Below are 22,387 nucleotides of genomic sequence, written 5' to 3'. Positions count from 1 at the left end.
CCGGATTGATTGGGTTGGTGAAGCCCAAACGATCACTATGCAGATCCTTCGTAAGAAGCTCCTTTATAAGTTGTACAGGTTTTGACCGTTTTTCATCCTACGTTTCTCTATCTTCCAGCTCTGAATGACTGTTTTGGTAACCGGCGCCGCCGGCTTCATCGGCTATCACCTAAGCCGTCGGATTCTGAAGCAGGGAACACCTGTGGTGGGCTTTGACAACGTCAACCCCTACTACGACCCATTCCTTAAGCGCGCGCGCATCGCCCAGTTGGAGGCTGCAGCCTCAGCAGCCGGTACTGCTTTCCAGCTGATCGAGGCTGACCTGGAAGATCGGGAGGCTGTGGAATATGCCTTCCAGCAGCACATGCCTCAGAAGGTAGTGAACCTTGCGGCCCAAGCCGGGGTTCGTTACTCAATCGAGAATCCTGCGGCCTATATACAGAGCAACCTGGTGGGCTTTGGCCACATCCTGGAGGGCTGCCGCCACCATGGCGTGGAGCATCTTGTGTATGCCAGCAGCAGCTCTGTGTATGGCGGCAACACGCGGATGCCCTTCTCGGAGCACCACAGCGTTGATCATCCAGTGAGTCTGTATGCAGCCAGCAAGAAGGCTAACGAATTAATGGCTCACACCTATAGCCATCTCTATGGTCTCCCGGCTACTGGTCTTCGCTTTTTTACGGTTTATGGTCCGTGGGGCCGGCCAGATATGGCGTTGTTTTTGTTCACCAAGGCGATGCTGGCTGGTGAGCCGATTCAAGTGTTCAACAACGGTGAGATGGTTCGTGATTTCACCTATGTAGATGACATTGTAGAAAGCCTGGTGCGCTTGCTTGATAAGCCTGCGAGAGCTGAGACTGGCTTTGATCCCTTCCATCCAGATCCGTCCACCAGTTGGGCACCGCATCGCGTGTTCAATATCGGTAACTCCACCCCAACTCCGCTGATGGATTACATCGAGGCAGTCGAGAATGCGTTGGGTGTTAACGCAATTAAAGAGTTTTTGCCCATGCAGCCTGGTGATGTGCCCGCTACAGCAGCCGATACCTCAGCTCTCGAAGCTTGGACGGGCTTCAAGCCAAACACTCCTGTGAAAGTAGGCGTCTCGCATTTTGTGAGCTGGTACCGCGAATTTTACGGGGCCTAGATGTTCCACCATGAATAATCCATTTCTCAGCTTCTGATCGGGCCCTTTTGATGACGACAAACCTTCCTTCTCTCAATAATTGCACGGTCGCGGTCATTGGCTTGGGTTATGTCGGCTTGCCGCTTGCAGTGGAATTTGCAAAGCCTCAGGCTTGCCGTCGTACTGGTTATTCACTGAACCGTCGGGTTATTGGCTTTGATATCAATATTCGGCGGCTAGAGCAGCTTCGCCAGGGGGTTGACAGCACAAACGAAATTTGTGCTGCGGAGCTGAAAGCGTCGCAGTATCTTCAGTTCACCAACGATCCTGCTCAGTTGGCAGAAGCAGATGTTTTTATTGTGACGGTGCCTACGCCGATCGATAGTGCTAAACGACCAGATCTCACACCACTAGAGAAAGCTAGTGCAACTGTTGGTCGAGCACTGATGCAACGCTTCTCAGCCAGCATGCCAGTGGTTATTTACGAAAGCACGGTATATCCAGGGGCGACTGAAGAGGTGTGTGTGCCAATCTTGGAGCGTGAATCAGGCCTTGTTTTTAATCAGGGTTTTTCTTGCGGCTATAGCCCTGAGCGAATTAATCCGGGTGATAAAGAGCATCGACTCACCATGATCACTAAAGTGACCAGCGGCAGCACAAAAGAGGCTGCGGTCTGGGTTGATGGCTTATATGGTTCGATCATCGAGGCAGGTACCCACTTGACTTCGACTTTGAAGGTGGCGGAGGCTGCGAAGGTGATTGAAAACACTCAGCGCGACTTGAATATTGCCTTGGTCAATGAGTTAGCAATTATGTTTCGTCAAATGGGAATAGATACTCTTGATGTACTGAAAGCTGCAGGAACTAAGTGGAATTTTTTACCATTTACCCCTGGCTTAGTGGGTGGTCATTGTATCGGTGTAGATCCTTATTACCTCACTTATAAAGCGGAACAGTTGGGTTACCACCCCCAAGTGGTTTTAGCTGGTCGCCGAATCAATGATGGTATGGGTCGTTGGATTGTAGAACAGCTCGTTTTAGAAATGGCTCGTAGGGCTAAGGTAATTGCCGGTGCTAAGATATTGGTTTTGGGATTTAGCTTTAAGCAAAATTGTCCGGATCTGCGTAATACTCGTGTAGTTGACGTTGTCAGGGCTCTCAATTGTTATGGTATGGAGCCAATTCTTGTTGATCCATGGGTGAATGCGGAGGAGGCACAGCATGAATACGGGCTTTTTGTTTCTGATTCAATTCCATCGGATGAACGATACAGTGCTGTTATTGCAGCTGTGGCACACAAGCAGTTTATAGAGTTTCCAGTTGAGAGATGGCAGTCTTTTATTGGAGATGAGGGTATTTTGCTTGACCTTAAGGGAGTAATCCCCCGTTCATTGCAACCTCTGCGTATTTGAATGTATTGATTTCCATTGAATTAATTTTTTATGTCTGCACAATTAAAACCAACATCTGATTCCTCAACATGGTACTTGCTAAGCGGTATCTGGCTGCATCTAAGTAAACGCCGACGATTTCAGTTTGTCTTTCTCTTGATGGTGATGCTTTTTAGTGGTGCATCTGAGCTTCTCTCTTTGGGCTCAGTGCTTCCCTTTCTGGCAGTCATTAGTGACACTGATCGAGCCTGGAAGTATCCGATAGTTCAGCTCTTCGCTGGCAAATTTGGCTTAACTGACTCCAGTCAGTTGCTATTACCCGCAACCTTGAGCTTTGCTTTGGCAGCTTTAATGTCCGCGCTCATTAGGCTCTTCAATCTTTGGCTCAATGGTCAATTTGCAGCTCGAGTAGGATCTGATTTGAGTTGCGAGGCTTATCGGCGAACTCTATATCAAAATTATATAGTACATTTACAACGTAATAGCGCAGCTGTAATTACGAGTATTACTACTGAGATCAGTAGAACTGTTCGGGCTCTTACATCTTTCCTCCAGATGCTCACATCAGCAGTAGTTGCGTTAAGCCTTTTTATCGGTCTTCTCCTAATTGATTGGAAAGTGGCTCTCGGTACTATTGCCTTGTTTAGTGCAATTTATTCATTGCTTGCTATTACTGCAAAACGAGATCTGCAAAGAAACAGTCAGAGAATAGCTGTGTTTGCAAAGCTTCAGATTAAGGCGTTGCAAGAAGGTCTTGGCGCAATTCGCGATGTTTTGCTGAAAGGAACACAAAGTACTTATGTAATGGTGTATAGACAAGCAGACCTGCCTCAGCGACAACTCTTAGCTAAGAATCAGTTTCTTGCAGCTTTTCCAAGATATGCCGTTGAATCGCTAGCAATGGTAGCGATTGCTTTTCTTGCAGCTTTGCTTGTTTTTCAGCAGGGATCTGGTGGTGTAGTGATCCCGCTTCTGGGGGCATTAGCTCTTGGTGCGCAGAGGTTGTTACCTGCCTTGCAACAGGTCTACAGCGGTTGGGCAGTTTTAAAAGGTGCAAACGCCAGCATCTCAGCAGTTCTTTCTATGCTCAATCAGGAATTACCTCAGATTCTGGCACCAGTTAAATCACTTCCTTTAAAATACAATATTTGTTTCGAGGATGTTCATTTTAGTTATTCTTCAGATCAAGTTAGCATACTTGATGGTGTTAATTTTGAAATAATGCGAGGTGAGCGCATTGGCTTGGTCGGCATGACTGGCGCTGGCAAAAGTACAATTTTGGATCTCTTGATGGGTTTGATTGCACCTACTCGCGGAAAAATTTTAATAGATGGAATGGATTTGCACGATCCTGATCATCCAGAGCGTCTTGCTGAATGGCGTTCTGCAATTGAACACGTACCACAAAATATTTATTTAGCTGATAGTTCATTCTCAGAGAATATTGCTTTTGGCATCGAGACTCAACGTATTGATATTTCCAAAGTTCAACAGGCTGCCAAGAGTGCAATGATTGCTGATTATATAGAATCTACTCCTAATAGTTATAACACTTTTGTTGGTGAGCGAGGTGTACGACTCAGTGGAGGTCAGTGTCAACGTCTAGGTATAGCTAGAGCTCTCTACGATCAAGCTCAACTCCTAGTTCTTGATGAGGCAACTAGTGCGTTAGACACTGCAACTGAAGAGTCTGTTATGGCTTCTCTGGATTCCTTGAGCAAGGATACCACTATCATTATGATCGCTCATAGATTAACTACTCTTGAAAAATGTGATCGCATTCTTGAGCTAAAAGACGGTAAGGTTTTGCTACAATCCTCTGACAATCAAATAAAGCTAACTGACTATAATTATCTCCAATGACTTTACTTGGTTGGTTGATCTTTTTAATCCAAGAATCTCTGATTTCCAAATATTGTAATTTTAAGCTTTAACAGTTATTGGCGGATGCCCTTTTCAACTTTCCCTTGTTCTAAGTAGTTAATTGCTTCTTTTTTCATTTGTTTCTCATCTCACCTAAGTTCTTTGGTTGGTAAAAAGGCAGATGTTCACATTATTTATCCCTACTACTTCCTATGTTGTTCCCTACTTCGTAATTCTTGTTTTTGAAGCTTACCACTTAATTAATAGCAGAAAATATCTTCGTCGTATCGCTTACGATAACTTACTTGTAATGTCTATATTGCTATTGTTAGTGATAGTTTTTCAACTCATTAGCTACCAAGATTTCAATGATAACATCATAAGAATTTTGCCACTGTTGCTGCTCTATCCTTGTTTGTCAACGCAGAGTGCAACTTTCGCTAGATACAGTGATAGAATCCTAAGCGGATGGATATTGTTAAACTTTACCGTAGCGTCTCTACAACTTTTAAGAATAAAATTAGGCTTCTCAGATGCACTAAGTTCAATTTACAATAATTCGAATCATTCTGAAAACTTTAATAGAATTATCGTTAGAGTCGCCGGACTTTATCCGGATCACTCTGCACTAGCTGGTGCAGCATCATTATTTACTTTTTATTATGGATTTAGAATTCTGAACTCTTCGAAATTTAATTCTAATAAAAAATTTGATGCTTTTATGATTTTTGTGAGCACAGCTCTCCTTCTTTTGACTATCTCTAAATCCATTATATTAGCAGTTTTCGCCTCTTTCGCTGTTGTATTCATTCTCATTTCACTTAAATATTTAAATCTAAGGTCTACAATCAAGAAAAAAAATATTTTAAATTACAAAAGCTTGTTAGCTTTTCTTAGCCTTACAACTGCCATCGTATCATTCTTTAGATTTTCCAGTTCATCTATGATTGGTCTCTATACTCGGCTTTCAACTTTAGTAGTCTTACAAAAAGTAGATTCTTCTGTTTACGCTAGAATTGAAAATTGGAATACAATACTTTCTTCATTTGAAAGAAATCTTTTAGCACTATTTTCTGGTGTTGCGCCTCGAATTATGGACGTCTTTCCTTCATTTGATAATGATTACCTCTTTTCAATCGCAAATTATGGATTAATTGGAACGATATATGTGGCATTTCTTCTAATTCTTACGGCACATGTCTTTTACCATAATAACAGGTTAGAATATTCTTATTTTTCCGAGTTTATGGTGGGCATTATTATTATGCTTCTTATTTCATCTTGCTTTGTAAGCATGCTTTCTAAACCCTCAGTTTTAATACCGTTTATTTTGATAGTCTTACGCATCAATAATAACTGTCAAAATCGCTTCTTTTATTCATGAGCCACGTTATTTATGTTGTTGGTCAAGGTCGATCCGGCACATCGCTCCTACATGTAATTTTATCCTGCCATAATGATTTTTATGGAATACCTGAGGAGAAATTTACTAAAGATAAATTATTAACTAAAGGATTGCCGGTATATCTTGGCAAATATATTGATATCAATGGTTCCACTCCAGATAATTTTGTCATTAAGTCACCCCTATTAATAAGTTGCATACCAACGCTGTTAGCTTCTTCAAAAGGGTTTAAAATCTCTATTGTCCAAACAATAAGGAATCCCTGCAATGTATATAATTCCAGAATACGCGCAGACTGGTCGCGTAGTCAGCATTTGATGCGCCATTTTATTGCCATATATTCTCAATATTCTGCCCACTATATGAATAGATTTTTCTTTCCACATCTTATGACGTCTGTAAAATATGAGCATCTAATTGAAAAGCCTGAAGATACAATAAAACAAATATTACTAGATCTTAATCTTGATTTTGATCCGAAGTGTTTTTGTCATCATCAACATTTCCCCGAGCAGCTGCGGCCACGAGTAGATGAATTGCAATGGAAAAAAAATATTTCATCGCAAATCAAGAGCTTTGGGACTAATGATCAGACTTTTCGCTGTACTCCACAGTGCGAAAAAAATTCTGATAACAGGCTAGAGCAAAATATGTTAAAATTAAAAAAGGCGTTGATTTTTATCTTGTTTCCAAAAAATCACGGCCTTATGACTACTGCCTGGTCCTGCCTCTTCTTTCCATACATTTTCATAACATGGATTTTGACCTACTTGAAATACAGATAAAAAGAGATTATAAGCTTCTTGATGCAAGTAATTCGCATATAATATTCTCGAGAGGTCGACGTTTATTTGTTTATGCCTCTAATACTTCGACTTTAATCACAAGAAGTCTTAAGGATTCAATCCACTTTTCTCTCCCTGTGATTAATCGAGTTTTGAGGCTAGAAGTGCTACATGCTCGAATCTGCAATAAGTATCTTATTGTTTTTCTGCCATTTCAGATTTTGTCATTATGCCTGAAAACATTGCAAATAGTTTCTTCTCAAAAGCTATATTTTAAGGCACCATTATTAGTCGTTCGTTCTTCTAGCAATCCAATATCTCTGTTGTTTGGTGAGTATACATCTTCTTCCTCTCGAGGCCTTCGCTCTTCATTTCAGCTTGATGTGCAACCCCTAAGCGGCGAGCTAATGCTTTATAAACTTATTGATGTTCCTTGTTGTAGGCATATTCACTCAATACATCCTGTACCTAACGCGCGGGATTTACTTATCTGTACAGGAGATATGGACGAAGATTGTTCTATATATAAACTCGATCACCGCACTTCTAAACATCATTCCTTAATTACTTTGGCTCACGGTTCACAGTTACACAGGTGCATAGCTTTAAGTTTTGTTGATGATGTGAATTTTTTCTATGGCACCGATGCGCCTTGCAATCAAAATTTCTTGGTTCATCATTCGCTTGATAAACATAAGTCTCCTCGTGAGATTCTTGATTTGCCTGGCCCTGTTTTTCGGATTGAGCGCTTAGCACAACAACTTCTCATTTCAATTGCAGTTGAACCATCTAGCTTTAGACTATATCCTTTTGCCAGTCTTCTTCTATATGACATTAGTTCCCATACTTTGACTATGCTGGATTCATCAAGGCCTAGTCAATACTACAACCTTAAGTATATGCAGTATTTATTTCATGATTTAATTATACCTCCACTTCAGGAATCATTTTTTCTTGCTACCCTCCGTAACTTGCACACAACGAAAGTCATCACAAATTCATCGTCTTATTATTTTCATCTCAATAAAGCTTTTGCTCTAGCCCAATGCTCCATCTAGTATCTGCGGCAACATCTTTACCCTATCTGAGGGAATACCTTTCAAATTTAGTTAGTCTGTCAGGCATCAATCTGACCTTTAAGAGGGTATTAGTGGTGCCTGAGTCTTTATCCCGACACTCTATTACGGAGGCTTTATTAGAAAATCAAGTTCACATCATATCGAGCCCTGATGGTTTTAATCCTGTTAAGCACAGCCGTTATATTAAAACGCATTTGTCTCAAATACTTGATTGTGACGCTGAAGACAATAAAATTGTCTATCACGACACTTCCATTTCGTTCAAATCCATACCAGCCTGCGATAATATGAAGGATATCTTTTATGCTTGCGATCACCCGAAAAGGCGAAGCGCATTGTTGGAGGTGTTTTATTTAATCTACAATGGTAAATATTCTATATTAAGGGCTTTAAAAATACTTTTAAAATATCCATGTCTCATATCAAATAGAAGTTTAACATTAGGAGGGGTTTTTGGCTTTGACATTAATAATGGTGCAGTCAACTCGTTATTAAGTGATTGGTATCACCTGCTTTCTGATCCAATCTTTTTGGGGCGAGATCAACTTGCTCTTTCAATGGTAATTGAAAAATATCAAAGAAAGATATGCATCAAAGATTTTAGCAATGTATTCGACTGTATAGAATATACACCTCATAATAACAAGTCGAAAAAATCACTTGCTTCTATCATTGGTTTTTTTAGGAGAATTAAATGTTGATACGCATTATTATCGTGAATTTTCATAGTGATTCCTATGTTATTAAAAGCATAGAATCCTTGTTTTTTAACGATTTTCCTGACAATGCCAGCTTATATATTGATATTGTCGATAACAGCAGATCTTTTGATCCTGAGTCAATCCCCAAGAATAACAAAAAATCAAATATTTTCATAAGACACATTAAACCTGTGTTTAATCTGGGATTCTATAATTCTGCGCATCAAGTTGTGTCTTCTTCACTCGTTGCTGATTTTACAGTGGTAGCCAATCCAGACATAGAATATGCCTCTGATTTCGTTCGTAATTTAATATCTAATCCCCTTCTTGATAATCCAATAGTAATTGGCCCTTCAATTTATTCAGGCGGAGCAGACCAAAATCCCCAAATACTTAAAAGACCATCGAAGACCTATCATGAATTCATGAAAATTATCTATGCCTTCAATATGTTTTATGCTGTCTATGATTTACTTTCCAAGATCAAGTCTTGGATGGTGGGCTTTTGTTCTAATAATTGCCCAAAAGCCTTGAATCTTAAATCTCAAACAAATGCTTTACTTAATACGGATGTTGCTACGCCTATCTATGCTCCACATGGCTCTTGTGTTATAGTTAATAAATGCGCACTGCAGCATGGTATAGATTTTAAACATTTCTCTTTCCTTTTTGGTGAGACTATTATGCTTGCTGAGAAATGCTTAAATTTTGGCGTCCCTATTTATCACATCTCCCGCCTCAGAGTTTTTCATTCACGCCATGCTTCTACTGGATCAGTTATACGTGATTCACGCATAGTTAGGCATCAGTTCTACGCGTGCAGTCATATTCTTAAGCTTTATTATTAGTCGTATTTTACCCACCACCTTCCTTTCATAATGAATTTTACTACCTCCCTCGCTGCAAAAAGTCAAAAAGCCGACTTTTTACTCTCAAGGATCAAACTCTTATATCGTACCTTTTTTAGGCCAAATCGTACTGGAGGTATTTCTGGAGAGAGGTATGCACTAGAGCTTATTAATCGGAACCTTAATCTTATCTCTTTGCATATGGATATAGATGATCCTAAATCTTTGGCTGTTTGTGAAATTGGTCCCGGTGATTCTGTTGCACTTGGTTATTTATGGTTAGCCATGGGGTTTTCTTCATACGATGCTTTTGATGCATTCCCTTATGCAAGTATTGATAAAAGCAGAGAGCATGCGAATTCAGTCGTGAATTATTTAATTGACAATTATTCCAAGAGCCCGGTGTTGCCATATACTGTGCGTAATTTACGCTCATTTTCGCCCACAATAAATCCTTTACTCAAGAGACTGTCCTTCGATCATACTTTTGAGAAGCATATCTCTTACCAAGCTCCCTATTCTTTTGATCAGATTCAAGCTAACTCCTATGACATTATATATTCACAAGCCTGCTTTGAACACGTTGGAGATTTAGATGAATTATACGCTAGTATCTATAGGGCTTTAAAGCCTAATGGAGTTCTTCTTACACAAATAGATTTCAAATCTCATGGCTTATCTCGTCTCTGGAATGGACACTATCGAAATACAGCGGAGCATGTTCGAAATCTAAGTAAATCCTCTCATGTATATCAATGGATCAATGGTGTAACTCCCACGCAGCATCTTAAAATTGCCTTGTCAGAATCCTTTGAAATTGAATATCAGCATCGCGAGTACCTAGATTCTTCTTTTGAAGTATCAGATATTTCAGAAAATGCCTTAGGGTCCGGCATATCAATCCAAGATTTACTGACCGAGTCAATGACAATTGTTGCCCGTAAATGACAGCAATTAGTCTGAATACTCAGCTTATTAGGTAGTGTGTCGATTTGATTTGGTAGTACTGGAATTAAAAATGAAGGGCTTTCACCTAGCTCATCATGCAATAACTTATTTCAGTACTTTACCTCTATCTTAACTATAGAAGTCCCTGTGCCAGTCTGACTTATGAGCTCGGCTCACGCGCGTAGCGCGTCCATTGGCTATAATATTGATGTAACGATGTCTCGACCCATGTTAATTGATTTTGAAAAGGTAGAGTCTCGAATTGAGCACATCTGTGATTCTCCCAAATACAACGCTTTAGTTGAGTCCGTCCAAGAAGCGGAGGACGTTTTCGTTGTTGCTAACGGTGGTTTGCATTACGTCGGTAGTCATTTGGCAACCGACATGTGCAGGTTAATACCTAATAAATCTTTTTATTCTTTTGATAGCTTCGGTTTTATTACTTCTTCCGCGAATGATTATGGCTACGAACAAGTTTTTGTCCGTTGGTTAGAAGCAACTGTTGGCCACAAGGATCTTTCCCGAACATTAGTATTAGGTCTGAGTTGCTCAGGGTCTTCAAAAAATGTTGTTGATGCGTTGAGGTGGTCTATCAATAAGGGTGGTAACGCATTTATGATTGCTGGAGCAAATAAAAAACCCGAAGATATTCCTGGCTTACAAATGGGTTTTGATTATTTTCATACTGTTGAGGTTGCGTGTATGTTTCTTCTTTATGAGTTGATTCATAGAGTTGGCCACGACTGTCCAAGTATTAAGGCTGAAAATTTGAGAAATGTTAATTCACCTTTGCGCGTATGAATGAATTGTTAAGTATAACAACTCACAGACATCAAACCAATGTTCGCTTTTCAAGTGTAAAATCTAATTTATTTGTTGGTTATTCTCTTGATTCAACTTTATTTGTTATAGATAGTTATTTCAAATCCTCTCAAGTCGCTCCTCCAAATAGTAAAGTAATATACGTTTACTCTACTGAAGAGGCAAAAGAGTTTGGTTCTTTTGTTGATTATTTTCGGCAAATCCAATCACTTTTTTCTATGCCTCCGACAACAGTCGTGGCTATTGGTGGTGGAGTTGTCCAAGATACTGCAAGTTTTATCGCTGGTCTGATAAGAAGAGGAATTCATTTTGTACTCGTTCCAACTACTTTCGCTGCACAAGCGGATAGTTGTATTGGTAGTAAAGTTTCGATTAATCTAAATGGCCTAAAGAATCAACTTGGATTCTTTTATCCACCTAATGATGTTTTTATTGATACTTCGTTTCTCCAAACTCTTCCTTACTATGAGTTTTATACTGGTGCAGGTGAAATTATCCATTATCTTGCCCAAAAATTTAATAGTTTGGACCCTTCTGTTGTAGATCTGTTGAGATTATTTTCGTCTAATCTAGTTTCTAAAAAAGTGCCTTCAAATGATGTCATCTCAGGTTTAATTCTTGCCTCTCTCAATATCAAAAAAAAATTCATAGAGATTGATGAATTTGACTCAGCTTTAAGAAAATGTTTGAATTTCGGGCATACTTTTGGCCATGCAATTGAAATGGCTACAGATTTCAAGATCTCTCATGGTGTTGCAGTATTGATCGGAATGGAGATGTCACTTCAATTTAGTTCTTCTATTCTATTAGAAAATACATCCCAGCTTCTTTCGGAAATTATTCAAACTTTGCTCGCCTCTATTCCGTCAAATATAAATTTGTCTGGAGTTAATATAAGTTTTTCTAAATTTAAATCCTCTATTCAGAGCGACAAGAAAAATCGTAGTATGTCTCAAGTAGGTCTTATTCTGTTTTCTCCTTCAATGTCTTTAAATTCAAGCTTAACAGATATGGCTTTACTGCCAACTGAGACTCTAGCAGTAGCCAATTTTGCAACAAACTATTTTAACTCTAGCACTATTTTGAACCTCCAGCCATGAAAATTTGCGCTATTGTTACTGCACGTGGTGGCAGCAAATCTATTCTTAAAAAAAATATAATATTGATTAATAATATACCTCTTCTTCATTATCCATTGACCGCACTTGCTGAGAGTAAATATGATATCGATACTTTTGTCAACACTGATTGCCCTCAGATAGCTTCCTCTGCGCTTAAGTTAGGTGTACAAAATTTGCCAAGACCTGACTTCTTGGCAGGTGACACCGTTAATCATGGTGATGCTATTAGAGATGCTGCATTGCAGTATTGTAATAAGTTTGGCACCCCTGATTTCTTTATAGTACTAATTGGTAACACGGTTATGATCGATGGCCAATTAATTAATCAATGTTTGGACAGTCTCATTGATCAACCCGATTTTTCTGGTTTAATGACTGTCTGGGAAGCAGCTGATGATCACCCTTTTAGGGCTTTAAAGATTGTAGATGGTTCTCTTGAGGAATTTTCTCCGAGAAATGTTAATACTGATAGGCATACTTATGAACCTGCTTATTTTTATGATCAGGGTGTTTGGTTGGTCAGATCTGAATATATCTTTCTACATGAGGGACCATCTCCTTGGACCTGGATGGGTCCTAAGGTTCTACCTATTGTGAGGCCTTGGATTACTGGTCGTGATATTAATGGCCCTTTTGATGTCCCCTTTCATTCAAATTGGGATCACTTAAAAAATACTCCCACTTCCTTTACTTATTAAGGGCTGTGAATGTTCTAATTTTTGGCTCTAGTGGAGCCCTTGGATCTCAAATTTGTTCCGTTTTTCAAGAGAATAAATATAGGGTATTTACTCATCCTCATGATTCTCCCCTAGATTCATTGTCCCTTCCCCCAAGTTCTCTTGATGTTGTCGTCTGGGCTCAAGGTGTTAATTTAAAAGATTCAATATTAGATTACTCTAGATCAGATTGTCTTTCCGTTATAAATGCAAATGTTGTTTATGTCTTAGATTCTTTAAATTTCCTTTTAGCCAATAAATCGATAAAAAATGGCGCTAAGTTGTGTATACTAAGTTCTATATGGCAGTTTCTGTCTCGCACTGAAAAGCTTTCTTATACTATTTCTAAATCATCTCTTTCTGGATTGGTAAATTCGTTGGCGATTGATCTTGGTTCTTTTGATATCAAGGTTAACTTGGTGGCTCCAGGTGTTGTAGATACTCCTATGAGTCGACAAAATATGTCACCAGACCAGCGCAATAATGTTCTCGAGCAAACTCCTCTTTGCCGTTTAGCCACTACTTTAGATGTAGCCAATGCTGTCTTTTCTTTATGCGGTCCGCATAATACGTTTATTACAGGTCAAACATTAGTAGTTGACGGTGGATTTAGTACGTCAAGGATTTATAAATAATGCCATTTTCATCTCTTTCGGATGTGTTAGTTGTAGTTCGTTACACCAACGAACAGTCTTATGATTTATGTGTTGATAGTTTGCTCCAAATCGGTTTTTCGTCTGATCAAATTAAAACTGTTTCCGAGGTTCCTTTTTCATTAACTCTTAGAAAAGGATTTGAGTTGCTGATTGAAAATATCAGCTATCAATGGCTTTTCTGTGTTGATGCCGACATCATATTTCATTCTACTTATGCACGTCAATTTCTTGTAAGTCGTACTCGTTGGAATGGCAAGATTGCAGTAGCTCTAGCTTTTGTTGCCGACAAAATCCTTGGCCAAGTTCGCGTTGCTGGCAACCATTTGTATCGTAGGTCGTGCGTAGGAGATGCATTATCATTCATACCAGAAGAAGGCTTGGATATTCGGCCTGAAAGCTATGTCATCAACAGGCTTAAGCATAAGAATCATCAATTACTTGTTTCACCGGCTATAATTGGTTTGCATGATTATTTTCAAGCCCCCGCTGATTTATTTCGTAAAGCATGGATTCATTCTTATAAATATCTTGATTCAGGAACTCCTCATTACATAAATTATTGGCGTGAATCCTCAAAAAGCGATTCTGACTTTAAAGCAATTATGCATGGGTTTGCTGCAGGGTTCACCAATCCAATGCCTCCATTAATAAACTCCCAAGTTGCAAAAGTTGTTGCCGCAGAGTCTAATTTTTTTATGGAGCCTTCTTCGCCTCCATCATCACTCACGCTGGATCAAATTCAAATTATTATCGCCTCCTCCATTCATTTGCACCTTAATGTAGTTGGTTATCCTTATTATTGCAAATTATCCCGCCCTTCACGATTGCTCTCTATCTTGACAGTTTTTAAGCTTTCATTTGAGCGCCGAAACGTTCCCCGTGTTCTTTTTTATTATATTAATTCTTTCCTTTCTAGGTTTTCCTGATTATGCCTATCAAGTCTCAGCAGAAGCAACATCTGCAGTACTCTTTCCCTTATCATTATATTCCCTCGCTCGATTCTTCGTTTAGGTATGCTAAATTCTATCCTTTTGCACCTTCTTATCATGCGGCCTGCACCCTTATCCTTAATTATTTCACTTCATTCTTTGGAGAGTCTTCATTTTTAAAATATGCTGACGTTGGTTGCGGAGATGGTGCTCTTTTAAACTTTTTGCTTAGTCAAGATACTCCTTTTGATGTCGACCCCTATGGATTTGACTATGATTCCAATGCATTAAGGTGGGCATCTCTTTTTTCTCCTGGAACCTTCTTTAGCAATCAAGATTTTATTTCTTGTGCACCTTATGATGTGATTACATGCATTGAAGTTCTAGAGCATATACCTCCTGATCAAATCCTTTCTTTCTTAAGCAAGCTTTCCAATTCTTTATCCAAGGACGGTTTGTTAATATTAACCGTACCTTCCATTAATAAGCCCCTTGAGAATAAGCATTTTCAACACTTCTCAGAGTCATCATTGGTTTCTCTGCTTGAGCCATATTTTAATATAGTATCCATTATGGGTTTCGAGCGTTATCCTTTTGGGTATTCAGTTATCAAAAAAATTTTTAACAATAAGTTATTCCGACTCGATATTCCTGTTTTTAATTCTTTTCTTTATGACTCATGCCTCCGGCTTTATCCTGCTTCTTGTGATAAATGTGGTAGGTTGATTGCATGTCTTTCTTTACTCTAAAATTTTTTTCATTTTCGCTTTTTAGGCAATTACTTGTTTATTCTGCTTCGCAAGAAGAAAAAAAACAACGTATTTATGGTTATAATTTGCGCCGCAAGAAGTGGTATGGTTCGTCATCGAACAAAATTCTCCTTTCTAGGCTCTCGCCACATTTATATATTTTCGCAAGGGCTGTAGTCTTGCCTAATAGGCTTAATATTTCTCTTTCTAGATATAGTATTGATCGCAATATTGCCTTAGTTTTCGACCATTGCTTTAAGTTTAAAAATACTTATAGTGCTTGTTGTAATGCTTCTTTTCAGTGCGACTTTTCTTTGAGTTTACGGCATAATATGTTGTTTAGGCTATACTTTTGTGCTTTATTTTTGTATGTCTCTATAACTTCCCCTGTATCTCTTCTCCGATATCCCGCTGTTGTTGGGGACTTTATTCTCTACGTGTCTTTTCTGTACTCATTGCCTCGATCTGCTTTTTCTGCTGATGATCTCTTTTTGCCCGAAGATCAGATGCCCATTCACCTTGCTCTGCTTCTTCGCTGTTCTTCATTAGGTGCAAATGTACATCTGTTTAGGCTCAGCTTTGAGCAATCTTGGTTGCCTGCTATTTCTTGGTATAAATCTCTTCTGATTCTAGATAAATGTTGTTTGGATTTTCATTCTAAGTTTTGTTCTTCAATACTCTTCCCGGTTAATGTCTCCCTTAAGAGAAATCGCATCAGCCTTCCTCTGTCACTTACAGTTGGTATAGCCTTGCCTTCCGATTTGGCTGTCTTGAGTCAGCTTTTCTCGAATATTGCACAAATTAAATCTGATCTGCCTCTTTGTTTTTCTGTGCGCCTGCACCCAACCCATTCTAGGTCAAGTTATATTCCTCTTTTGGTAGAAGCTTCTCGAGCTCATAGCATCTGTTTTAGTATCGATTCTTCTGGAACCTTTGAAGAGTTTCTGTGTGGGGTAGATTTGCTTATATCTGGCAATTCAGCATCAACCTTGGAGTGTGCCTTGTTTAATATTCCTGTCCTATATGTCAATTGGCTTGATAATTCCCCTTTTGATGTGTTTGGCTATCTGTCTCATCCTGGCATTCATCAACTACCTTCATCATTTTTCCTCTCTACCCAATTCCTTTCCCATTTGCTGTTGGATCATCAATGACTTATAACGTTCTGGTTCTTGGTGCAAAGCCTGATGCTCTTCTCCCATGTGTAGAGCCTTCCTATGTTTATTGTGCTAATGCTGCAATTGCACTCTCCATTTATTATTCCGATTCCAGGTATTCGCTGTCTCTCAATCCTCCTCAAAAGGTTCAATCTGTCATCGGAAGTGGCGAGTTCCTTGATCGTGCTCAAATACATCGAGCTTTACGTTTATCTTGTCCAGATGTTATCTGCCTGATGGGCGAGAAAGCAGAGAATCCTGTCGAATTCTGTTCTGATATTATTGGCTTGAATCCTGTCCCGCAATTAGTGTGTTACTCATTTTTTGAGCGTTATATGTTGCTTTACCGAAGAGTTGGCCTTTTTGCCCCGTTTGTGGGTTTAGGTGGGTTGCGTAAGCTTAAGGTTGCATTAAAAGATTTGCTCTTTAAGCGATCAATGCATTGGTGTCACTCTAGTACTGGTCTCGCTGCACTTTGTCTGGCGATGGATCAGCACCCTAATGCGAACATTATAGTGTCTGGTATAGGCTTAAGAAAAGGTGGGCATTTTTATGGTGGATCACTTCAATATTCTGAAATTCGTTCTCGGTCTGATAGATGGTTAATGAGATTGTGGAGGCGTTCGTCCCGTCCAGAGTTGTTGACAACTGATCCCCAATTTGCCAGTTTGGCAGATGTTGATTTGTTCTCTGGGAATTCAATTCCCCTTTCCTCTTTGCCTCCTATCGACCTTGTTTGATTTTGAATTTTCCCATTCTCTTCAAATTTCTCGACATTTGCGGTAACTGTCTGTGATGTTAGCGTAAAGAAGCTTTGCCTTTTTGCGGTCTTTTCAGCTTCTTTCTCTCTCGCCCTTCCTCCGCTCGACTTAGTGTTTATTTTCTTAATTGTTGATGTGTATTGGTCGGTGGGGTAATTTGTCTCGCTTTTTGAGTTTTGTTTCCCATTTGCTTTGTCTTCCCTGAACTTCGTTTTTTGATTTGACTTTTACTTGTTGCGTTATAGGGCTCGGTTACATCGGCCTCCCCACTGCGGCGATGCTCGCTCGATCCGGTCACGTTGTAGCGGGTATTGATGTCAATGCTCAGGTTGTAGCCACCGTGAGCCAGGGCCAGATCCACATTGTGGAGCCCGATCTTGAGCTAGCCGTAGCCGAGGCTGTCGCTTCTGGTCATCTAGCTGCTTTTACCACACCTGTGCCGGCAGATGTCTTCCTGATCGCTGTGCCAACGCCCTTTCGCAGCGGCATAGATGGCATCCCCCAGCCCAACATCGACTATGTACTGGCGGCGTCTCGCGCGATTGCTCCGGTTCTGCGGCCGGGTAATCTTGTACTGCTCGAATCAACCTCACCTGTGGGCACGACCGAGAGGCTCGCCCAGGTCATCGCAGAGCTTTCTGGTCTCAGCATCGAGCAGCTGCATATTGCCTACTGCCCCGAGCGAGTTCTGCCCGGCCGCATTCTGCAGGAATTGGTGAGCAACGATCGTGTGATTGGTGGACTCACTCCTATGGCGGCAGAAGTAGGCAAGGCTTTCTATTCCAGCTTCTGTCAGGGCGAATTGCATACCACCACTGCCCGCACCGCTGAGCTGGTCAAGCTCACTGAAAACAGTTTCCGCGATGTCAACATCGCCTTCGCCAACGAGCTTTCGCTTGTGTGTGATCGCCTTGGGATTAACGTCCGCGAGCTGATCCGCCTCGCCAATCACCACCCCCGTGTGAGTGTGTTGCAACCTGGCTGCGGTGTGGGTGGCCATTGCATCGCCGTCGATCCCTGGTTCATTGCTGCAGAAGCACCCGACTGCACACCCCTGATCCAAACGGCCCGCCGCGTGAACGACGGCAAGAGCCGCTGGGTGATTGAGCAGGTGCAGGCTCGTGCTATGGCCTTGGAAGACCAGCTCGGCCGACCTGCCCGTATCGGCTGCTTGGGCCTGGCCTTCAAGCCCGATGTTGATGATTTGCGTGAGTCCCCAGCCCTCCACATCACCACTGAGCTTCTGGTGGCCGGCCTGGATGTGCTCGCTTGCGAACCCAATCTCCAAGACCACGCCACCATCAAGCTCCACAGCCTCGAGCAGGTGCTCGCCGATGCCGATCTGTTGGTCTTCCTCGTGGCCCACAGCCCCTTCCGCAGCCTGGTTCTCACCGGGCGCATGGTGTTTGACCTTTGCGGTGTGACTGAACCGACATGAGCTTGGCCAGCAAGCTGGTTTCACTTGGTCGAATGAGCCGCACGCTTGCTGACATCGGCCCAATCCGGTTGCAGCGGAGGTTCCGCTACGAACTAAGGCAGAGGATCGACCGTCTTTTACCGCCCAGGATCTCTTTGGCCTGGGCCGGAGCCCAGGGGCACACTCCCAGGTGGCGCACGATTCACCCGCCGGCATCTGGTGATGATGTGCTGGCGCTGCCTCTTGCGGCTTCCAGCCTGCAAGTCATCAGCTTCAACTTCCTCAATCAGGAGCGCCAACTGCCATGGCCGATCGAATGGAACGATCCACAGTGGCCCCGCCTCTGGCAATTTAATCTCCACTACTTCGGCTGGACTCGCGAATGGCTTAATGAGGCCTTGAAAACTGGGGATTGGCCTGATCAGGCAGCAGTCCTCCAGCCTCTTTTGGATTCTTGGATTGCCTCTAATCCACCAGGCCGAGGTGATGGCTGGCACAGCTACACCCTCTCGCTAAGGACCCGGAACTGGATTGCTCTCTTCCAGCGGTGTCCATCGTTAGCAACACCCGAGCGGCTGCAGTCGCTCTGGCAGCAGTTGTGTTGGCTGCAAGCCCATTCCGAGCACTGCCATGGCGGCAATCACTGGCTCGAAAACCTCACAGCCCTGGCCGTTGGCGGGGTGCAGTTTGATGGCCCCAAGGCCATTCGCATGCATCACCGAGCGATGCGCCAGCTGCAGCGTGAGCTCAGCCAACAGGTGCTTGGCGATGGCGGGCATGAGGAGCGCAGCGCCAGCTACCACCTGCTCATGCTCGATCGCCTGGCTGAACTAGCCCAGACTTTGCAAACTATCACTGGTGATCAGCCTTCATGGTTGATGGAGGCGATCGGCGCTATGGCCCACTGGGCCGAAATGATTCGCCTCGAAACCGGGGCGTCCCCACGCTTCAACGACAGTGCCGCCGATGCAGCACCACCCCTCGATGCGGTGTTGGCTTTCGCCACAGCTGTGGTGCCACAGCTCACCCCATCGGCCGAGCATCGGCGGGCGCAAGCAGTTGTGACGGACCTGCCCGACACAGGTTGGACCTTGTTGCGGCCTGGGCACGGTTGGGAACTCATGTTCAAATGCGGCGTTCCCTGCCCTAACCATCTGCCGCCCCACGTCCATTCCGACCAACTGAGCTTCGAGCTATGCCGTCATGGCCGCTGGCTCCTCAGCGAAGCCGGCACCAGCATCTATGGCAATGGCCCTGAGCGTGCCTACGAACGTTCAGGAGCTGCTCATAACGTGTTACAGCTGGGATTGGAAAGCACACCTGGTGCCATTCGTTGGATCGAACCAGTTGATGTTTGGGGTGGTTTCCGCGCAGGCCGCAAGGCTCAGCCGCGCGACCGCACTTTCGGCCAAATAGCCCAGGGCATCTGCTTTGCTGGTGGCAGTCATAACGGCTTTGATCACATCGGCGCGAACCACCACCGCCGCGTCACTCTCAGCGATCCTCAGCACAGTCGAATCAATCTCGATGTAAGCGACACGGTGATCACGCGTATTCCGTTGCACGTGCGCCAGTGGTGGCATCTCGGGCCGACGATCAATCGTGAGCTGCTCGATCAGCTTGTGCTGAATGCACCCACCGTCTTGGGTGCTGAATTCACTTGGCATTCCACCTGGTTTTCCACGGGCTTCGGCCAGCGGTTGCCAAGAGAGAGCTTCTGTATTTCAGGCCGTTTGGCTGCAGGTGAGCATCAGCTGCGTTGCTCTCTTCCTCTTTCCCATCGCGTTCGATAAGTATGCCCCGCCTCTGGCTGATCAATCAGTTCGCGAATACCCCTGATCTGCCTGGTCATACTCGTCAATTCGAGGTGGCTGCCGGTTTGGTGCGTCTGGGTTGGCGTGTTGGTGTTTTCGCCTCTGATTTCAATCTCACCCAACGGCGATACCGCCGTCTGCACTTCCCATCGCTTTCCTCAAGCGAACGCCCAGTCGGCATCCATTGGACCTGGCTCTGGGTATCCCCTTACCGCCAGAACAATTGGAGGCGCCAGCTCAACATGCTGAGCTTTTGCCTTCACCTCCTGCTTCGCCTAATGCCGGCCGCTCTATTCGGCCGACTGACAAGTCGGGCTCCCAATGTCATCCTGGCCAGCTCACCGCAGTTGCCCGCGGCTTTTACCTGTCTATTGATCGCCCGTCTGAGCGGTCTTCCCTTCGTGCTGGAAGTGCGGGATCTTTGGCCCCAGGTGCTGATTGATCAGGGCGGAAAAACACCCGACAGTCCGATGGTGCGGCTGCTCGGATGGATGGAACGCCAGCTCTACAGCAACGCTCATACGGTGGTGGTCCTGGCCAAGGGAGCGGAGCGCTATGTGCGCGAGCGTGGCGCCCGCCGCACCGCCTGGCTACCAAATGGCCCAGATCTGGAGATGTTTTCACCTCAGCCCCTCCCCCCCGATCAACCCTCGTTCACCGTGCTGTATGCCGGCGCCCATGGGGATGCCAATGCTCTTGAGAATGTGATTGAAGCGGCTCGGCTGTTGGAGCAGCGCAATAGCCCGGTGCGCTTTCAGTTCATTGGTGATGGTCCTGAAAAGCACTCCTTGATCCAACTGGCTGCAGGTCTCAAGACGGTTGTCTTCAACGACCCAGTTTCCAAAGCTGAGATCCCAGATCGCATGGCTCAAGCCGATGCCATTCTTCTCTCTTTGCGGGATGTTCCTCTCTTTCGCTACGGGGTCTCACCCAACAAGCTCTACGACGCTTATGCCATCGGCCGTCCTGTGGTCACCACAGTGGCTGGTTCGATCAATGCAGAAGTTGAAACACACCGCCTAGGCGTTACAGCCGATCCTAGCGATCCTCAGGCTCTTGCGGATGCGATCCTTCGCTTGGCCGAAACCCCGCGACCGGAGCGCGAGGCAATGGCTGTACGCGCTACTCAATTGGCTCACTCCACCTATTCGCGTCAGCGCATCATTGCTGAATACAACAACCTTTTGCATGAGGTGAATGCTTAATGACGGTAGCTGTCTCCGGTGCCAATGGATTCACGGGTCGGTTTGTTTGCGCCGAGCTGCAACGTCGCAAGATCCCTTTTGTTGCCTTGTTGCGTCCAGGGAGTGATGTATCTTGGATGGCGGCGCGTGAAATCCCGGTCCGTTTTGCTGACCTCACGGAGTCGCACCAGTTAGCTGAGCATCTCCGTGGTTGCCGGGCCCTGCTCAATGTGGCTTCGATCGGGTTTGGCGCCGCTCCCTCCATTCTCCAGGCGTGTCATTCCGCCGGAGTGCGCCGTGCCGTGTTTGTGAGCACTACAGCGATCTTCACCCAGCTGAATGCCGGCTCCAAGACCGTTCGCCAAGCAGCAGAAGCAGCAATCCTCGCCAGTGGCCTCCAGACCACCATCCTGCGCCCCACGATGATTTACGGCACTCCAGGCGATCGCAACATGATTCGTCTGGTGCAGTGGATCAATCGCTGGCCTGTTTTGCCGGTGTTCGGAAATGGCCGATCGTTTCAGCAACCCGTCCATGTGACAGATGTTGCCTGGTCCGTAGTGCAGGCCCTTGAGTCGCCAGCCACGATCCAACGTCAATTCAACATTTCTGGTGCTGAACCACTCACTTACAACGAAGTGGTGCGCATCACTGCGCAAGCTCTGGGCCGCCGCACCAGGCGTCTGCATATTCCCGCTCAACCGGTGGTGAGCCTGCTGAACTTCACTGAAGGTTTGGGTATCACTCTTCCAGTCAAGGCTGAGCAGATTCTTCGCCTGAATGAGGACAAGGCCTTCAGGCATGCTGAGGCCCAGGAGACCTTCGGTTATGCCCCTATTGCTTTTCAGGAGGGAATACGCCAAGAAGTGTCTTTATTTAGAGCGGGCCGCGACGGATTGAGCGACTGATGCCTGT

General features: G+C 43.8%; 21 protein-coding genes. All 21 read left to right on the top strand.

Annotated features, from left to right (window positions below):
- Positions 1-124 precede the first annotated feature (124 nt).
- The 21 genes from KR49_RS05835 to KR49_RS05800 all read left to right on the top strand — a co-directional run bounded on the left by KR49_RS05835 (position 125) and on the right by KR49_RS05800 (position 22,380).
- The gene (locus KR49_RS05835; RefSeq protein ID WP_043692761.1) at positions 125-1,147 is read left to right on the top strand and encodes an NAD-dependent epimerase; all 1,023 of its coding nucleotides are present in this window, start codon (positions 125-127) and stop codon (positions 1,145-1,147) included.
- Positions 1,148-1,197: 50 nt separating this feature from the next.
- Entirely contained in the window at positions 1,198-2,538 is a 1,341-nt protein-coding gene (locus tag KR49_RS05830) for a nucleotide sugar dehydrogenase (RefSeq protein WP_043692758.1), read from the top strand.
- Positions 2,539-2,568: 30 nt separating this feature from the next.
- Complete coding sequence (locus tag KR49_RS05825) at positions 2,569-4,380, top strand: ABC transporter ATP-binding protein (RefSeq protein ID WP_043692755.1); 1,812 nt, start codon at positions 2,569-2,571, stop codon at positions 4,378-4,380.
- A gap of 181 nt (positions 4,381-4,561) precedes the next feature.
- A complete protein-coding gene (locus KR49_RS13845; RefSeq protein ID WP_156957121.1) occupies positions 4,562-5,764 on the top strand; it encodes a hypothetical protein in 1,203 nt (400 codons plus the stop codon).
- The gene (locus KR49_RS13840) at positions 5,761-6,570 is read left to right on the top strand and encodes a sulfotransferase (RefSeq protein ID WP_156957120.1); all 810 of its coding nucleotides are present in this window, start codon (positions 5,761-5,763) and stop codon (positions 6,568-6,570) included. The genes KR49_RS13845 and KR49_RS13840 overlap by 4 nt, the downstream gene beginning before the upstream one ends.
- Positions 6,540-7,628 carry a hypothetical protein gene (locus KR49_RS13835; protein ID WP_156957119.1) on the top strand — a complete coding sequence of 363 codons (1,089 nt, stop codon included), beginning with the start codon at positions 6,540-6,542 and terminating at the stop codon, positions 7,626-7,628. The genes KR49_RS13840 and KR49_RS13835 overlap by 31 nt, the downstream gene beginning before the upstream one ends.
- Before the next feature lie 95 nt (positions 7,629-7,723).
- Positions 7,724-8,350, top strand: a complete 627-nt coding sequence (locus KR49_RS13830; RefSeq protein WP_156957118.1) for a hypothetical protein — start codon at positions 7,724-7,726, stop codon at positions 8,348-8,350.
- Between the two features lie 14 nt (positions 8,351-8,364).
- Positions 8,365-9,198 (top strand): hypothetical protein, encoded by an 834-nt coding sequence (locus KR49_RS13825; RefSeq protein ID WP_156957117.1) that lies wholly within the window; start codon positions 8,365-8,367, stop codon positions 9,196-9,198.
- 30 nt (positions 9,199-9,228) lie between these two features.
- Entirely contained in the window at positions 9,229-10,146 is a 918-nt protein-coding gene (locus KR49_RS13280; protein ID WP_084187977.1) for a methyltransferase domain-containing protein, read from the top strand.
- A gap of 162 nt (positions 10,147-10,308) precedes the next feature.
- Positions 10,309-10,947 carry a hypothetical protein gene (locus KR49_RS13820; protein ID WP_156957116.1) on the top strand — a complete coding sequence of 213 codons (639 nt, stop codon included), beginning with the start codon at positions 10,309-10,311 and terminating at the stop codon, positions 10,945-10,947.
- The gene (locus tag KR49_RS13275) at positions 10,944-12,068 is read left to right on the top strand and encodes a 3-dehydroquinate synthase family protein (RefSeq protein ID WP_071839686.1); all 1,125 of its coding nucleotides are present in this window, start codon (positions 10,944-10,946) and stop codon (positions 12,066-12,068) included. Before KR49_RS13820 ends, KR49_RS13275 begins: the two co-directional genes overlap by 4 nt.
- Positions 12,065-12,787 carry a cytidylyltransferase domain-containing protein gene (locus tag KR49_RS13270; RefSeq protein WP_071839684.1) on the top strand — a complete coding sequence of 241 codons (723 nt, stop codon included), beginning with the start codon at positions 12,065-12,067 and terminating at the stop codon, positions 12,785-12,787. Before KR49_RS13275 ends, KR49_RS13270 begins: the two co-directional genes overlap by 4 nt.
- A gap of 5 nt (positions 12,788-12,792) precedes the next feature.
- Complete coding sequence (locus KR49_RS13265; RefSeq protein WP_071839682.1) at positions 12,793-13,440, top strand: SDR family NAD(P)-dependent oxidoreductase; 648 nt, start codon at positions 12,793-12,795, stop codon at positions 13,438-13,440.
- On the top strand, positions 13,440-14,387 hold the full coding sequence (locus KR49_RS13815; protein ID WP_156957115.1) for a hypothetical protein: 948 nt from the start codon (positions 13,440-13,442) through the stop codon (positions 14,385-14,387). Before KR49_RS13265 ends, KR49_RS13815 begins: the two co-directional genes overlap by 1 nt.
- A gap of 2 nt (positions 14,388-14,389) precedes the next feature.
- Positions 14,390-15,139: a class I SAM-dependent methyltransferase gene (locus KR49_RS13260; RefSeq protein ID WP_071839680.1), complete on the top strand. Its 750-nt coding sequence runs from the start codon at positions 14,390-14,392 to the stop codon at positions 15,137-15,139.
- Positions 15,121-16,293 (top strand): hypothetical protein, encoded by a 1,173-nt coding sequence (locus tag KR49_RS13810; protein WP_156957114.1) that lies wholly within the window; start codon positions 15,121-15,123, stop codon positions 16,291-16,293. The genes KR49_RS13260 and KR49_RS13810 overlap by 19 nt, the downstream gene beginning before the upstream one ends.
- Positions 16,290-17,036, top strand: coding sequence for a hypothetical protein (locus KR49_RS13805; RefSeq protein ID WP_156957113.1), 747 nt, complete (start codon positions 16,290-16,292; stop codon positions 17,034-17,036). Before KR49_RS13810 ends, KR49_RS13805 begins: the two co-directional genes overlap by 4 nt.
- A gap of 241 nt (positions 17,037-17,277) precedes the next feature.
- Complete coding sequence (gene wecC / locus KR49_RS05815) at positions 17,278-18,495, top strand: UDP-N-acetyl-D-mannosamine dehydrogenase (RefSeq protein WP_043692752.1); 1,218 nt, start codon at positions 17,278-17,280, stop codon at positions 18,493-18,495.
- A gap of 206 nt (positions 18,496-18,701) precedes the next feature.
- On the top strand, positions 18,702-20,267 hold the full coding sequence (locus KR49_RS13255; RefSeq protein WP_162176155.1) for a heparinase II/III family protein: 1,566 nt from the start codon (positions 18,702-18,704) through the stop codon (positions 20,265-20,267).
- On the top strand, positions 20,234-21,493 hold the full coding sequence (locus KR49_RS05805; RefSeq protein ID WP_156957112.1) for a glycosyltransferase family 4 protein: 1,260 nt from the start codon (positions 20,234-20,236) through the stop codon (positions 21,491-21,493). The genes KR49_RS13255 and KR49_RS05805 overlap by 34 nt, the downstream gene beginning before the upstream one ends.
- Complete coding sequence (locus tag KR49_RS05800) at positions 21,493-22,380, top strand: SDR family oxidoreductase (protein WP_071839674.1); 888 nt, start codon at positions 21,493-21,495, stop codon at positions 22,378-22,380. The genes KR49_RS05805 and KR49_RS05800 overlap by 1 nt, the downstream gene beginning before the upstream one ends.
- Positions 22,381-22,387: the final 7 nt, after the last annotated feature.

The sequence above is a fragment of the Synechococcus sp. KORDI-49 genome (genome assembly GCF_000737575.1).
Taxonomy (GTDB): Bacteria; Cyanobacteriota; Cyanobacteriia; order PCC-6307; family Cyanobiaceae; genus Parasynechococcus.
This window is presented reverse-complemented; position numbering and strand designations above follow the sequence as displayed.

Coding starts and splice junctions, on each gene's coding strand:
- KR49_RS05835 (WP_043692761.1), top strand. CDS start 125: ATGACTGTTTTGGTAACCGGCGCCGCCGGCTTCATCGGCTATCACCTA.
- KR49_RS05830 (WP_043692758.1), top strand. CDS start 1,198: ATGACGACAAACCTTCCTTCTCTCAATAATTGCACGGTCGCGGTCATT.
- KR49_RS05825 (WP_043692755.1), top strand. CDS start 2,569: ATGTCTGCACAATTAAAACCAACATCTGATTCCTCAACATGGTACTTG.
- KR49_RS13845 (WP_156957121.1), top strand. CDS start 4,562: ATGTTCACATTATTTATCCCTACTACTTCCTATGTTGTTCCCTACTTC.
- KR49_RS13840 (WP_156957120.1), top strand. CDS start 5,761: ATGAGCCACGTTATTTATGTTGTTGGTCAAGGTCGATCCGGCACATCG.
- KR49_RS13835 (WP_156957119.1), top strand. CDS start 6,540: ATGGATTTTGACCTACTTGAAATACAGATAAAAAGAGATTATAAGCTT.
- KR49_RS13280 (WP_084187977.1), top strand. CDS start 9,229: ATGAATTTTACTACCTCCCTCGCTGCAAAAAGTCAAAAAGCCGACTTT.
- KR49_RS13820 (WP_156957116.1), top strand. CDS start 10,309: ATGAGCTCGGCTCACGCGCGTAGCGCGTCCATTGGCTATAATATTGAT.
- KR49_RS13275 (WP_071839686.1), top strand. CDS start 10,944: ATGAATGAATTGTTAAGTATAACAACTCACAGACATCAAACCAATGTT.
- KR49_RS13270 (WP_071839684.1), top strand. CDS start 12,065: ATGAAAATTTGCGCTATTGTTACTGCACGTGGTGGCAGCAAATCTATT.
- KR49_RS13815 (WP_156957115.1), top strand. CDS start 13,440: ATGCCATTTTCATCTCTTTCGGATGTGTTAGTTGTAGTTCGTTACACC.
- KR49_RS13260 (WP_071839680.1), top strand. CDS start 14,390: ATGCCTATCAAGTCTCAGCAGAAGCAACATCTGCAGTACTCTTTCCCT.
- KR49_RS13810 (WP_156957114.1), top strand. CDS start 15,121: ATGTCTTTCTTTACTCTAAAATTTTTTTCATTTTCGCTTTTTAGGCAA.
- KR49_RS13805 (WP_156957113.1), top strand. CDS start 16,290: ATGACTTATAACGTTCTGGTTCTTGGTGCAAAGCCTGATGCTCTTCTC.
- KR49_RS05800 (WP_071839674.1), top strand. CDS start 21,493: ATGACGGTAGCTGTCTCCGGTGCCAATGGATTCACGGGTCGGTTTGTT.